We start from the raw sequence: 13,076 nt of genomic DNA on the forward strand, positions 1-13,076 counted from the left end.
CACGATGAAGGGCGACAGGGCCGAGACCGCAGACCTGGGCCGAGGTGGTCGAGGCGCGCGGCATTCAACCTTCGCAATGACAGCTGCAGCGCCACTCCCGCTGGAGTCATCCCCCGCTCATTCGCGCGCGCTCGCCGTTTCGAGGCCTGGGAATCTCGGCATGAAGCCCAGTTCCTCGCGGATGCGGCGGCCGTCCATGAGCGCATCGAAGGCACGTGCGAACTCGGCGTTGGAGCCATCGGGCGGCGGAGCGCCCACCGATGCGAAGAGCGCGCCAAGCGTGGGCGCTTCGTCGCCGACCACGTTGTAGATGCGGTGCGCAGGCGACGGGGCATCGAGCAGCAGAGTGACGGCCTGCGCGACGTCGACGTGGTGGGCGATCGACATGCGTTGCGCCGCGGGAAAGCCGCGCATCACCGGAACCACCTCCTCGATGTGCGGATCGCCGTCACCGTACACGAACGGCAGGCGAAGCACACGCACGTCCAGGCCCTGGAGTTCCAGGAGGAAACGCTCGGCCGCCAGCTTGCTCACCGGATAGGCCACCGTCGGCGCGCAGGGGTCGTCCTCGCGAGCGAGCTGTCCACCGTTGGCGCCGTAGACAAGACCGGTGCTGGTGAAGAGGAAACGCCGCACCGAGGCGTCGCGCGCGGCGTGCGCCAGGTGCTGCGTACCGAGATCATTGACCGCGTGCGCCTGCTCGGGCGTCGCACCGCGGAAGAAGGCGGCACAGTGGACCACGGCCTCGATGCCGTGCACTGCAGCGGCCAGCGAGTCTGCGTCCTGCAGGTCGCCCTGGATGATCTCGACACCGGCCTCTTGCAAAGGGGCAGCGCGCGCTGGATCGCGCACAAGGGCTCGCACGTGGTCACCCCGCAGGGCAAGTCGCTTGGCGAGTCGGCTTCCGACCTTTCCGGTCGCTCCAGTGATCAGGATTTTCATGACCTGCAGCGTAGCGGCGCGCCCGCGACGCGAATTGGAAGAAACGGACATGAAGGGGCGAAATCCCATGAGCTCGCCAAGCGGTTGAATAATGGGGCCATGCGCGCGCACCACATTCACCAAGGTCACCCGGCGCAGGGAACTTCGACTGCGTCCTCCGTGGCCGCCCTCTCCCTGCACATGATCGACCGCGATGCGCGAGGCACCCTGGTGCCCCGCCTGGAAACCCAGATCGTCGTTCGCTTCGGATCGATGGCACGGGACGGACTCGATGCACATGTGCTCGGGGCACGGCAGCAGGTGCATCGCAAGCTGGTTCGCGGCGGCCAGCGGATCTTGGTGGCGCGTCTTCGTCTGGGCGTGCACGAAGCGGTTCTCGGCGCGCCCGCTTCCGCCATCGCCGGGCACACTGTCGCACTCGAGGACCTGTGGGACGACAGCGCGCAGCTGTTCGATCGGCTCGCCGGCGCGCGCAGCATGGCCGAGGCGGCCGCGGCGCTGGAAGGCGCCATCTCCGAGCGCCTCGGCACCGCGCAGGGAGGCGGTGTCCAGCCGCGTTTCGCGCTCGAAGCCGCCAGGAGGCTGGAGAGCGCGAGCGTGGACGTTGTCGCCGCAGACCTTGGCGTGAGCGCCCGGCACCTGCGCCGTGTGTTTCGCGAGGCCCTGGGCATCAGCCCCAAGGCATTCGCCAGGCTCACGCGCTTCCATCGCGCGTTGCGCGACGCCCGCCATGACAGCCGCATGGGCTGGGCCGGCATCGCCGCTGCCGCGGGTTACTACGACCAGGCGCACCTCATCGCCGAGTTCCGCGCGATTGCCGGCGTGACGCCGCGCGCGCTCGTCGACGAACTTCGTACGGGGCCGGGGATCGACTGAAGTCGGGCCACCGCGCAGGCGCACGCAGCGAAACGGACGAGGCCATCGAAGCCGAATGGGGCCGGCACCTCGTCAGTGTGCTCACCCAAAGCCGGCAGACTGCCCCGGTTCGGACCCAACGCGGCGGTGATGACCCTGCCCCAACATCGATCCACCGTCGACGGCGTCGAGCCGCAGGCTGAACAATCCCCGCGCTACTTGAGTGGCTGCGGATGCAGGGCTGCGACGGAGGTCGGCGCAAGCAGGGTATGTCTCAGGCTCCAGATACAGGCAGCGAGTCGAAGCAGCCGTTCCACGTTCCGGTCGTGATTCACGTCCTGAGGGTCTTCCCCATCAATCAGATCGCAGATGCAGTCCAGCCCTGCTGCAGGCGTGAAGCCCAGGCCGGCGCGCGCCATCTCGATCGTCGCCGCCAGAACGTCCGTCTTTTCCATATCGAGCTCCGTGAAGTCATGAGGCGTTGCCCGCCGGGATACTGCCGGACCGCGATGCCGATGAAGGAGCCGCTGCAAAACAGCACTGCAGTGGAACACACAATCATCGGCAGAGGTGGGTTCACTCGGGCGAGTTACGGCGTCGTGTGCATCTGCTGTGCGTCACGAGCAGCTACCCGCTCTGTCGCGTCGTTGCGCTGATCCCCCTGTTCCGGTGTGCCCCGGCGCGTATTGACAGGCTCCAGACCGGCTCAGGCACCGCGGAGACGGGGTGGCTTGCGATGCTGGGTTGCCTGCTCGTAGTCGTGCGCCAGCGCGAGCAGCACCGCTTCGCTCCACAGCGGGCCGACGAACAGCAGACCAAAGGGCGCACCCGACGCGTAGTAGCCTGCCGGCACGGTCACCGCCGGAAGGCCCGCGATGTTGAGTTCGCCCACCGTGGTTTCCTGAATGGTGCCGGTCTTCACGGCAGGCAACTCCTCGCGCATCTGAGGAAACACCAGTGCATCGAGTCGCTCGCGCTCGAACACCTCGTCCACGATTCGCAGATAGGCTTCCTTCAACGCGATGAAACCCGAAAGGTCCGGTGGCACGGTGGGCGACTTCAGGGCGGCTGCGAACTGCGGCAGATTGTGCAGATAGCTCAACACCCCCTTCGGTCCGAAGGCGGACTCGCTCTGGGTCGCTGCGGCGAACTCGGCGAAGGACGTGAGCGCCGCATCGGGGCCCAGGCGCTCGAGGTACTTCTGCAGGTCATAGGGCACGGATTCCATCCCGCGGGCGTCGAAGTTCGCCAGTGGCGGCGTCGGCTGGCGCAGGTCTGCGAAGCCGGTGCCTGCAAACGGGTCATCGATCAGCACGGCACCTCGCGCCTTTAGTTCATCAGCCGCACGCAGGTAGAGCGCGTTCGCCTCGCCAGAGAGCGGCTGTGTGCGCCAGCCGGGCCCATACAAGCCGATGCGCGCCCCTTCCAGGGTGCGGCTGCCGAACTTCGAGGTGTAGCCCCCCACCGGCTTCTTGCCGACGCCGGCCAGCGTCTTCGGGTCTTCTGCGGAGTAGCCCGCCAGCACGTCGAGGCAGAGCGCCGCATCCTTCACGGTGCGTGCGATCGGTCCGACGACGTCCCGGTTGCCAGACAGCGGCATGACGCCGGCGTTGGGCACCAGGCCGATGGTCGGCTTGATGCCCACCAGATCCTGAGCCGAAGCCGGATTCTGGATGGAGCCTCCCGTTTCCTCAGCGAGTCCCAATACCGCCATGCTGGCGCCCACCGCCGTTGCCGTACCGGCGCTGCTTCCTCCAGGCACGCGATCCGGCATGACAACGTTGAGCGTGGGGCCCGCCCAGCTGTCGTCCGCGTGCGTTCCGGTGTGGCTCAGGATCGGCACGTTGGTCTTGCCGAGGATGATGGCACCGGCGGCGCGCATGCGCGCCACGACAGGAGCATCGGTCGCAGGCATCAGGTCGACGCCGCCGGTCTTGCTGTGCAAAAGCGCCCAGCCGGCGGTCGTCGGAAAGCCGACCATGTCCATCGGATCCTTGACCACGACGGGCACGCCTGCGAGCGGGCCCAGCGCTTCGCCGGCCTGGCGTCGACGATCAATGGCACACGCGTCGTCGACGGCTTCGTCGTTGAGGAAGATGACGGCGTTGTAGCGCGCGTTCCAGGTCTCGATCTGAGCAAGGCAGGCTCGTGCAAGCGACTCTGCATTGAAACGGCCGCTTCGGAAACCCTCCTGGACGCTGTCGAGGGTCAGGGTCGTGAGGTCGATGTCAGGGGTGATCTGGTTCATGGCGTTGAAGCTCGCTTGGATCTCGTGAAGAAGATGGATGGATGGAAGTAAAGGAGGGGCGATACCCCGTTCAGAAGGTCATGTGGCGATCGACGATCTCGTCGCTCAGCATCTCGATGGGACCGCTCGCGACGATCGATCCCTTCTCAAGCATCGCGAAGCTGCTGGCGACACGGCGCACGAAATCGATGTTCTGCTCCACCAGCACCATCGTGAGCCCCAGTTCGCGATTCATGCGCGAGATCGCAGCCTCGATCTCCTGCACGACCGACGGCTGGATGCCCTCGTTGGGCTCGTCGAGCAGCATCACGCTCGGGTGGATCGCCAAGGCGCGCGCCAGGGCGAGTTGCTGCTGCTGGCCGCCGGACAGCACGCCGCCTGGGCGCTCCAGATTCGCTGCAAGATACGGAAACAGTTCGAGCGCCAGTGCTGGGATCGTGCGCGGACCCCGCCCGGCGAAGGCGCCCATCAGAATGTTCTGACGGACGCTGAAGTCGGGGATGATCTCGCGCCCCTGCGGTACATAGGCAATGCCCGCACGAGCGCGCAGGTGCGTGGGCAGCGCGTCGATGCGCCGCCCATCGAGCTCGATGCGGCCGGTCGAGTTCACCATGGTGCCCATCAGCGCGCGCAGCAGCGTCGTCTTGCCCATGCCGTTGCGCCCGAGAATGGCGGTGATCTTTCCTTGGGGAATGACCAGGCTGACGTCGTGCAGCGCATGGCTGCGGCCGTAGTAGCTGTCGAGATTCGTGAGTGTCAACATGGCGATGCGATTCCGTGGGATCCGAGATAGGCCTGCCGCACGCGGGGATCCCGCTCGATCTCGGCGACGTTGCCTTCGGCCAGCACGCGCCCCAGATGCAGCACGGTGATGCGCTCGGCAATGTCGCGTACGAAGGCCATGTCGTGCTCGACCACCAGGATGGTGTGGCGTCCGCGCAGGCTTTTGAGAATCTGTGCGGTCTTGCGCGTTTCGGCGGCGGTCATGCCGGCGGTGGGTTCGTCGAGCAGGATCACCTTGGGGTCCTGCGCGATCAGCAGCCCCAGTTCCAGCCACTGCGTCTGGCCGTGGCTGAGGTCACCGCCGAGTCGGTGCTGCTCGGCTTCCAGGCCGATGAGGTTCAGGATCTCATCCACCCGGGCATCGATCCCGTGCCCGAAGCCCCAGCGCAGATTGCGCAGGATGGAAGGATCCCGGCTCGCAGCCACGCACAGGTTGTGTCGCACCGAGAGTTCGCGGAACACACTGGGGATCTGGAACTTGCGGCCGATGCCTGCGCGGGCGATCCGGTATTCGGGCCGATTCGTCAGGTCGCGTCCGTAAAGCAGGACTCGGCCCGTCGTACTCGCGGTCTTGCCCGAGATCAGATCCATCAAGGTGGTCTTCCCTGCCCCGTTGGCACCCAGCAGCACGCGCAACTCGCCGTCGGCCACCCGCAGCGAGACGCCATCCACGGCCTTGAAGCCGCCAAAACTCACGCCCAGCGACTGGAGTTCGAGCGCGGTCATGACCTCCCCCCGGCCGCGCGGGCGCGCGTGCGGTGGTCGAAGCGCGCGATCAGGTCGTGGGCCCAGCCACCGATGCCTTTGGGCAGGTAGAGCACCACCAGCACGAAGGTCAAGCCCACGATGACACGCCAGGCTTCGACCAGCGACTGCGTCTCGCTCGCGGTCGCCTCCAGAATGTTGATCAGGATCGCGCCGATGCACGCACCCAGCAGCGAGCCCCGGCCACCCACCGCAGCCCACACCACCATCGTGATCGAGAAGCTCAGGTCCATGAAGGTGGGCGAAGCGAACTCCGCCACCACCACATAGAGCATGCCGGCCACGGCGGCGATGGCCGCGGACAACGCGAAGAAGAAGGTCTGATAGTGCGCCACGTCGAATCCCAGGTAGCGCGCGCGCTGCGGATCGCCCGAAGTCGCGCGCAGGATCACGCCGGCGCGCGTGGCGAGCAAGACTCGCGCGCCGATCAGCACGAATGCGAGCGTGAGCGCGACCAGGTAGTACGTCGATGTGCCGTAAGGGTCGAACTCGTGCGCGCCAACGCGCAGCCATGCGAGGTCGGACAGCCCGTTGAATCCGTTGGTCAGCGGCTGTGCGTCCACCAGCAGGAGGCGCACCAGCAACACCAGCGCGAGCGTGACGATCGAGACGAACACCCCCGCGATGCGCTTGCGGAACAACACGCCCCCCAGAAGGAACGCCACCAGCACCGGCAACACCACGCCCATGAAGATGCCGAATCCCTGGGATTGGAAAGGCAGCCAGAGGAACGAGCCCTGGTTGATGCAGCACAGATCCACTGTCGCGCCGGGCTCGGCGTTGGACAGCATGAAATCGGGCACGGGATTCGCGCCCCCGTGCTGCAGGCTGGTGGAACTCGCCATCTTCAGCGACATGGCGAGCATGTAGGCGCCCAGGCCGAAGAAAAGGCCTTGCCCGAGGTTGAGGATGCCTGCGTAGCCCCAGCACATGGCAACGGCAATGCCGAGCATGCCGAACACCAGATACTTGGCGAGCCGATTGAGTCCGAAGCCGTCGAGCACGAGCGGAGCCAGGAAGACCAGCCCCAGGAACAGTGCATACGCAGCCACGGTCAGACGCTTGTCCAGAGAGGTTCCCATGGCCATCACCGCCCCTTGAACGAGAAGAGCCCCTGCGGGCGCACGATGATGAGAAGAATCACCAGGCCGAACACCACTGCGCGCGCGAGGATGTCGTTGCTGAACGCCGCCACCACGCCGGTGACTTCTCCAAGCCCGATCGAGGTGACGATCGCGCCGAGCAGGCTGCCGACACCGCCCGACACCACCACCAGGAAGCTGTCGACGACCAGGGCCGTTCCCATGTCGGGGGATACCGTCTTGAAGCCCGCCACGAGCACGCCGGTGATGCCGGCCAGACCGGCACCAAAGGCAAAGGTCCATGCATTGACCCGTTGCACATCGATGCCGCAGGCCGCCGCCATGCGTGGATTTCGAATGATGGCGCGCACCTGCATGCCGATGCGGGTGCGATACAGGAGCAGCCAGGTCGCGAAGGTGAGCACCACGGTGCTGGCCACGATGAACGCGCGATAGGCATTGATCGGCGTCTGGCCGATCATCACCGCGCCTTGCAGCATCTGCGGAATGGGCATGTTCTGCAGCCCCGGCCCCAGTCCCTCGATATGAATGCCGAAGAAGGCCAGGCCACCTTCGAGCCGCACCGCCTGCTGGATCAGGATGGCAACCCCCCAGGTCGCAAGCAGTGTGTCGCCGAGCCGGCCGTAAAGGCGCCTCACCACACATCGCTCAATCAGCAGGCCCAGTGCACCCGAGACGACGAACGCGATCGGGATCGCAGCGAACAGGCCGAGGCCCAGCCATATCTGCGCCATCACGGCGGCATAGGCACCGACCATGATCATCTCGCCATGGGCCATGTTCACCACGCCCATCGCGCCATAGATGATGACCAGCCCCAACGCGGCCAGCAGAAGTATCGAGCCCATGCTGAGCCCGATCAGTATTACATCCAGCATCGGAAGTCTTTCTCTCGAAGAGGCTCGACCCGCAAGGCGCGCGCCTTGCAGGTCTTGGGCGTCTCAGGCCTTGACCGGAGCGGCGCCCGTGCGCTTGCAGATCAGGTTGGCATCGGTCTCGCCGTAGGCGAAGTAAGGCAGCGGGCGAACGGGCTGGGGACTGGCATCGACCACCTTGCTCTGGCCGTCGGCCTGCCACTGGCCGATGCGCGGCGTGACCCATGCATGCAGGCTCTCCGGATCGATGAGAACCTTGCCGCCGGGTGCGTCGTAGCTCTGACCACCGATGTTGGCGCGGATCGCATCGGCCGTCGTGCCCTTGCCCGCTTCCACCGCCTGCTTCCAGAGGAAGACTTGAAAGTAAGCGGCTTCGAGCGAGTGATAGGTCACCGCCTTCGGGTCGTTGACGAACTTGCGGTAGCGCTCGATGAAGGACTTGTTGGCAGGCGTGTCGATGGACATGAAGTAGGGCACCGAGGTGTAGCTGCCGGCCGCGTATTCGCCCCCCATTGCTGCGATCTCGATCTCGCTGATCACCGTGGCGCAGATCGGCACCGCAGCCTGGGACATCCCCTGGTTCTTGTATTCCCGGTAGAAGGCCACCAGCGAGTCACCGACCACATGCGAGAGCACCACGTCGGCGCCCGACTCCTTGATCTTGCGCACCACCGAGGCCCATTCGGAATGACCGAGCTCGAGGTACTCGTCCGCCACCCACTTGGCACCGGCCTGCTCGATCAGCTTCTTGCTGACCTTGGACATCTCTCGCGGATAGACGTAGTTCGAGCCGACGATGAAGAACTTCTTCTTGCCCAGCTTCTCGACGATCCAGGGAATGTAGTTGGCCAGCTGCTGGTTGGCGACCGCGCCGCTGTAGACGACATTCTTCGAGCACTCGAAGCCTTCGTAGTGGGTCTGATAGAACAGCATCGCGTTGCGCCGCTCGAAGACGGGCAATACCGCCTTGCGGCTCGCCGAGGTGTGGCAGCCGAACACGGTCTCGATGCGATCACGCGTGATCAGCTTGGAGGCCTTCTCGTTGAAAGTCTTCGGGTCAGAGGCGCCGTCCTCGAGCACCACTTCGACCTTGCGCCCCATGACACCGCCTGCGGCATTGATCTCGGCGACGGCCATGCGCACGCCGTTGGCGAGCATCTTCTCGACGATCGAGAGTCCGCCGGTCTGCGAATAGAGCGCGCCGACCCTGATGGCGTCGGCTGCGTACGCGGGCCGCATGAGGGCCGGCGATGCGAGCGCGGTCGCAGAAGCAGCCGAGGAAAGAAGGAAGTGGCGACGGTTGGTTTTCAACATAGGGGACCTCAGGACGTGACGCAGCGAACCATGCGCTGCCGATGGTTGATGAGCTCGACTAACAGGACCAGCCGACAACACTGTCGGTTTCAGGCGAAAAAAAACCCACAACGCGGTTTGCACCGCGGTGTGGGCTTCATTGCCAGGTGGCCCGGAGAACACACATGGTTCCCGGAGCCGGTCGCATCGGCGCCTGAATATCAAGGGGATGCAACCACCGAATCGGCATGCCGACTCGATGCGTTCATGCTAACGAGTTAGGGCGGCGGTTGCAACAGGGTTTCCATGTTGATGATCGAACTCGCAATCTGTTCCATCGACAGGCGCTTGGCCATCGCCTGTGCCCGGATCGCCTGGTAGGCGTCCACCTCGCTGATTCCCTTGGAGGCCATGAGGATCGTCTTGGCACGACTCATGGCCTGGTCGCTGGTGATCTTGCGGCGCAGCTTGCGGTTTTCCTTGAGCATGGCCTGGCGCTCGGCCCACAGGCTTCGCGCCGTCACGAGGTGCGCCAGCAGGCCGAATGGCTTGATGGGCTTTTGCACCACCGCAAATGCGGCACTCTCGAGCACCAGCTGCAAGGTCGTGGGATCCTCGTAGTTCACGATGGCGATCACCGTCGGCTCGGGTCGGGGCAGCGTCTTGAGCAACGCCTCGGTCGCGTGGCGCGCCTCCCCCTCCACCAGCAGGAAGAGGACATCGACATTGGGCGGCACGCTGGCGGGCATCGGCCAGGCCGTGGTGACCATGCAGCCGACGCGCCGCAAGTGGCTTACCAGTGCGTCCCCCTCCTCGTCAGGCGGATGGACGACGACGATCTTGAGTTCGGGCAGCTCTCTCAGCAGCGATATGGTCATGGCGCCCTGCCTCCTTCACGCCGGGCGCCCCGCCAGCGGGTCGAAGCGACTCTCATACATGTACGGGTCGGGTTTGACCCGCAGACCGGGGTCGTCAACGACCTGGAACACCCCTTGTGCATCCACGCGCGCGACGCGCGGCCACAGATAGGTATGGTGGTTTTCCTGGTCGATCCGCACCTTCCCCTGGGGCGCATCAAATTCATGTTCGTGCAGGTGGGGCAGCATCGCTTCAAGCCGATCACTGCCCGCGCGCTCCAGGGTCTGCGCGTAGAGCATCACCTGGAAGTAGGCCGACTCGGCACACGCGGTGATCGGCAAACCTGTGCCAAAGCGCTTGCGCCAGGCCGCGACGAACCTGAGGTTCTCCGGTGTCTGCAGTGTCGAGAAATACGGCGCCGCCGTGATGCTGCCCGCGGCAGCCCGTGGCGACATCTGGGCAATCTCCGCCTCCTGGGTCGACTGGCTGGCGATCGGATGCGTATTCGGGTCGAAGCCCGCAGCACGGTAGGCCTCGTAGAAGCGCGCAATGCCATCGCCCACGACCGTCGAATAGACGACGTCGGGCTTCGCCGCCTCGATCCGCCGGATGACCTTGGCCATATCGATGTCCGCCACCCGCAGCGGGATGTACATCTCGTCGAGCACCTCACCGCCGGCTTGCCTGAACAGGTCCGCGATGATCCGGTTGGACTCGTAGGGATACACGTAGTCCGAACCGATCAGGAACAGTCTCTTGCCGAAGTGGCTAGCCATGTAGCGCACCAGCTGGACCGAGTTCTGATTCGGTGCAGCGCCGGTGTAGACGCAGTTCGGCGAGTACTCGAAGCCTTCGTACAGCGTCGGGTAGAACAGCAGTGCGCGGTGAGCCTCGACCACGGGAAGCACCGCTTTTCGTGTACTCGACATGTAGCAGCCGAATATCACCGGCACGCCCGCTTCGTCGCACAGCTGCTTGGCCAGCTCGCGGTAGCGCGGAGGGCGTGAGGCCGGATCGTGGACCAGCGGCTCGATCGGCCTGCCGAGGACCCCGCCCGCCGCATTGACTTCCTCGATCGCCAGCAGGGTGGCGGCCTGCTGGGTTCGCTCCACCGCCGCGGTGACGCCCGTGGAAGAGAAGAGCACTCCGACACGCCAAGGCTGCGCTGTGGATCTGGTCATTTCCGAACTCCAAAAGAAAAAAGCTCCCAGCAGCCATCGCGGCCGCCGGGAGCTTCACTGCTCCATGTCAATGTCGAGGCTTTGCGGCCTCGTCCACGCTACTGTAGCAGCCTCGTGCGAAAACCACGAAGGGCCGCGGGCAAATCGGAAAGCAGTTCCTGCCCTGGAGTTCATCGGCGGGACGCGGTCACGAGACCCAGCACGGCCGGGTTCAGGGAGCTGAAAAGGACGAAGGTCCGCGATCGGCGGAATCGAACAATGCCTCGTCTCTTCTCCGTGCAATCGCCTCAGTCGCGCAACGGGCTGCCAGTCGAAACGGCCGGGTTGCCCCCTCCGAGGATCGGCCCCGTCTCCGGCGCATTCTCGGTCATCATCCGGCTCAGCAGGGTTGCCAGCGCGTCGCGCTGAGACGCATCGAACATTCGCAGGAGATGCAATTCTGCGGCCGCATGTCGTGGCATCGCGTCGTCGGCCAAGCGAATTCCCTTGGCCGTGAGCTTGACCAATACGCCCCGCCCATCGTTCGGATCGATGGAGCGCTTGATCCATCCTTCCTTCTCGAGCCGCTTCAGCAGGTTCGACAGGCCGCCCGAAGTGAACAGCAGCGTGCTTTGCAAGCGGGAGGGCGAGAGCCTGTAGGGGGCACCGGCAACGCGCAACGTCGCGAGCACGGCGTACTCCTGGTATTTCAGGCCGAAGGGCTCCAGCACCTGGTTCAGCGTGCGCAGCACCACTTCCTCCAGCCTGAGCAGGCGGCCAACCACGGCCTTGCCGCTGCTGTCGATGTCAGGACGCTCGCGTTGCCATTGCCGTATGCCCCGCTCCACCAGGTCGGCATCTGCATTTGCCTGTGACTCCTGGTCCACGAAGGCAGTTTCGGCAGCTCCCACGGCGTCGCGCTGGTGCCGCGCATCGGCTTGGGGCGAACGTCGGATCGATGCTTCCTTCTTGTGCGGCATGACGTCTTTCTCTCCTGGTTGATGCCATCGCACCGCCATTCTGGTGCAGCGAAACGGCTCGGGTTGGCACCTATCTTAAATGCCTTGCATTTATCTTTCGCGAAAGATAAAGTGAATTCCGACGTGGCCATCAGGCCCTCGCCTCACAGGAGCTCTTCATGAAAAGCACGTTCTCGCGTTGTGTCGTCTCCGGCTTCGTGGCCACCGTTCTCGCGGGTGCGGCACACGCCGAAGAGCTCGTGGTCGGCATCTTCGGCGGCTCGTTCGCCGAAGACTCCAAGACCTGCCACATCAGTTCGTTCGAAAAGAAAACCGGCGCGAAGGTCTCGCTCAAGCTTGGCAGCTCGTCGCAGTTCGCGGCCTCGATCCGTGCGACGGGCGGCAAGTCCGACTTCGACGTGGTCTACATCGACAACTCGCTCGCGGCGCAGCTCAAGAACGAGAAGCTCCTGGAGACCATCGACAAAGGCAGGCTCGCCAACGTCGCCGAGATCTCGCCGCGTGCGCTCGACAAGGACGGGCAATACGTGGTGTTCATGACGGGTGCGACCGTGATCGTCTACGACACCAAGCAGATCAAGACGCCTCCCAGCTCATGGGCCGATCTCGCCAAGCCGGAGTACGACGGGCGACTCGCCATCGGCGACATCAGCGGGACCTCGGGCTCGCAGTTCCTGATGGCGCTCAATCGCATGAAGGGCGGCACGCTCGCGAACATGGACGCGGGCTTCGCCGCCGTCAAGCCGATCGCGAAGTCATCGGTCACGCTCTACACGCAGGCCGACCAGATCGTCTCGCTCTTCGAGCGCCAGGAGATCGCCGCGGCCGTCTGGTATCCCGACCGCGCAGGCTCCGCCATCGACAAGGGCCTGCCGCTGGCCATCGTCTACCCGAAGGAAGGTGCGGTGGGCATCCTGCCTGCGCTGGTGGTACCGAAGGGCGCGAAGTCGCCCGCACTCGCGCTCAAGTACATCGACGAGGTGCTGTCCAAAGAAGGACAGACCTGCTTCGCCGAACGCAAGTACGCGGGCCCGGTCAACACACAGGTCAAGCTCAGCGACAAGGCCGCCAGGATCGTTCCGTACAAGGAGACCTTCGACAACCTGTGGCTGCCCGACCCGGAGGCTGTGGCCAAGTCGCTTCCCGACTGGACCAAGCGCTGGCAGCGCGAGGTTGCCCGCTGAAGCCTTCGCGACGCCTCGCACACCCACTCC

Annotated in this window: 13 protein-coding genes; 2 read left to right on the forward strand and 11 right to left on the reverse strand. The window is 65.0% G+C overall.

Annotation, left to right across the window (positions count from 1 at the left end; translation table 11 throughout):
* Nucleotides 1–117 precede the first annotated feature (117 nt).
* Entirely contained in the window at nucleotides 118–942 is an 825-nt protein-coding gene (locus tag FHY06_RS23300) for an NAD-dependent epimerase/dehydratase family protein (protein ID WP_184606434.1), read from the reverse strand.
* On the opposite strand from FHY06_RS23300, the gene FHY06_RS23305 reads away from it, so the two are divergent.
* On the forward strand, nucleotides 865–1,818 hold the full coding sequence (locus tag FHY06_RS23305) for an AraC family transcriptional regulator (RefSeq protein ID WP_311733720.1): 954 nt from the start codon (nucleotides 865–867) through the stop codon (nucleotides 1,816–1,818). The genes FHY06_RS23300 and FHY06_RS23305 overlap by 78 nt on opposite strands.
* Before the next feature lie 194 nt (nucleotides 1,819–2,012).
* On the opposite strand, the gene FHY06_RS23310 is transcribed toward FHY06_RS23305, so the two are convergent.
* From FHY06_RS23310 to FHY06_RS23355, 10 genes are all read right to left on the reverse strand, one after another.
* Nucleotides 2,013–2,252 carry a hypothetical protein gene (locus tag FHY06_RS23310; protein WP_184606436.1) on the reverse strand — a complete coding sequence of 80 codons (240 nt, stop codon included), beginning with the start codon at nucleotides 2,250–2,252 and terminating at the stop codon, nucleotides 2,013–2,015.
* 251 nt (nucleotides 2,253–2,503) lie between these two features.
* Nucleotides 2,504–4,045, reverse strand: a complete 1,542-nt coding sequence (locus tag FHY06_RS23315; protein WP_184606437.1) for an amidase — start codon at nucleotides 4,043–4,045, stop codon at nucleotides 2,504–2,506.
* Nucleotides 4,046–4,115: 70 nt separating this feature from the next.
* The gene (gene urtE / locus FHY06_RS23320) at nucleotides 4,116–4,808 is read right to left on the reverse strand and encodes an urea ABC transporter ATP-binding subunit UrtE (protein WP_184606438.1); all 693 of its coding nucleotides are present in this window, start codon (nucleotides 4,806–4,808) and stop codon (nucleotides 4,116–4,118) included.
* Nucleotides 4,802–5,554, reverse strand: a complete 753-nt coding sequence (urtD, locus tag FHY06_RS23325) for an urea ABC transporter ATP-binding protein UrtD (RefSeq protein WP_184606439.1) — start codon at nucleotides 5,552–5,554, stop codon at nucleotides 4,802–4,804. The genes urtE and urtD overlap by 7 nt, the downstream gene beginning before the upstream one ends.
* Nucleotides 5,551–6,675 (reverse strand): urea ABC transporter permease subunit UrtC, encoded by a 1,125-nt coding sequence (gene urtC / locus FHY06_RS23330; protein WP_184606440.1) that lies wholly within the window; start codon nucleotides 6,673–6,675, stop codon nucleotides 5,551–5,553. Before urtC ends, urtD begins: the two co-directional genes overlap by 4 nt.
* 5 nt (nucleotides 6,676–6,680) lie before the next feature.
* Complete coding sequence (urtB, locus tag FHY06_RS23335; protein ID WP_019657224.1) at nucleotides 6,681–7,574, reverse strand: urea ABC transporter permease subunit UrtB; 894 nt, start codon at nucleotides 7,572–7,574, stop codon at nucleotides 6,681–6,683.
* 63 nt (nucleotides 7,575–7,637) lie between these two features.
* Nucleotides 7,638–8,885, reverse strand: coding sequence for a transporter substrate-binding domain-containing protein (locus FHY06_RS23340; RefSeq protein ID WP_221404369.1), 1,248 nt, complete (start codon nucleotides 8,883–8,885; stop codon nucleotides 7,638–7,640).
* Nucleotides 8,886–9,142: 257 nt separating this feature from the next.
* Nucleotides 9,143–9,742: an ANTAR domain-containing response regulator gene (locus FHY06_RS23345; protein ID WP_019657222.1), complete on the reverse strand. Its 600-nt coding sequence runs from the start codon at nucleotides 9,740–9,742 to the stop codon at nucleotides 9,143–9,145.
* A gap of 15 nt (nucleotides 9,743–9,757) precedes the next feature.
* Nucleotides 9,758–10,903, reverse strand: a complete 1,146-nt coding sequence (locus tag FHY06_RS23350; RefSeq protein ID WP_132753154.1) for a transporter substrate-binding domain-containing protein — start codon at nucleotides 10,901–10,903, stop codon at nucleotides 9,758–9,760.
* Between the two features lie 287 nt (nucleotides 10,904–11,190).
* Nucleotides 11,191–11,862, reverse strand: coding sequence for a MarR family winged helix-turn-helix transcriptional regulator (locus FHY06_RS23355; protein ID WP_132753152.1), 672 nt, complete (start codon nucleotides 11,860–11,862; stop codon nucleotides 11,191–11,193).
* Nucleotides 11,863–12,020: 158 nt separating this feature from the next.
* Between FHY06_RS23355 and FHY06_RS23360 the strand changes: the two genes are divergently transcribed.
* Nucleotides 12,021–13,046 (forward strand): ABC transporter substrate-binding protein, encoded by a 1,026-nt coding sequence (locus tag FHY06_RS23360; protein WP_184606441.1) that lies wholly within the window; start codon nucleotides 12,021–12,023, stop codon nucleotides 13,044–13,046.
* The last annotated feature ends 30 nt before the right edge of the window (nucleotides 13,047–13,076 follow it).

The sequence above is a fragment of the Variovorax atrisoli genome (assembly GCF_014195185.1).
Taxonomy (GTDB): Bacteria; Pseudomonadota; Gammaproteobacteria; order Burkholderiales; family Burkholderiaceae_C; genus Variovorax; species Variovorax atrisoli.

Coding starts and splice junctions, on each gene's coding strand:
- urtB (WP_019657224.1), bottom strand. CDS start 7,574: ATGCTGGATGTAATACTGATCGGGCTCAGCATGGGCTCGATACTTCTG.
- FHY06_RS23360 (WP_184606441.1), top strand. CDS start 12,021: ATGAAAAGCACGTTCTCGCGTTGTGTCGTCTCCGGCTTCGTGGCCACC.
- FHY06_RS23355 (WP_132753152.1), bottom strand. CDS start 11,862: ATGCCGCACAAGAAGGAAGCATCGATCCGACGTTCGCCCCAAGCCGAT.
- FHY06_RS23340 (WP_221404369.1), bottom strand. CDS start 8,885: ATGTTGAAAACCAACCGTCGCCACTTCCTTCTTTCCTCGGCTGCTTCT.
- FHY06_RS23310 (WP_184606436.1), bottom strand. CDS start 2,252: ATGGAAAAGACGGACGTTCTGGCGGCGACGATCGAGATGGCGCGCGCC.
- urtE (WP_184606438.1), bottom strand. CDS start 4,808: ATGTTGACACTCACGAATCTCGACAGCTACTACGGCCGCAGCCATGCG.
- FHY06_RS23350 (WP_132753154.1), bottom strand. CDS start 10,903: ATGACCAGATCCACAGCGCAGCCTTGGCGTGTCGGAGTGCTCTTCTCT.
- urtC (WP_184606440.1), bottom strand. CDS start 6,675: ATGGGAACCTCTCTGGACAAGCGTCTGACCGTGGCTGCGTATGCACTG.
- FHY06_RS23300 (WP_184606434.1), bottom strand. CDS start 942: ATGAAAATCCTGATCACTGGAGCGACCGGAAAGGTCGGAAGCCGACTC.
- FHY06_RS23315 (WP_184606437.1), bottom strand. CDS start 4,045: ATGAACCAGATCACCCCTGACATCGACCTCACGACCCTGACCCTCGAC.
- FHY06_RS23345 (WP_019657222.1), bottom strand. CDS start 9,742: ATGACCATATCGCTGCTGAGAGAGCTGCCCGAACTCAAGATCGTCGTC.
- urtD (WP_184606439.1), bottom strand. CDS start 5,554: ATGACCGCGCTCGAACTCCAGTCGCTGGGCGTGAGTTTTGGCGGCTTC.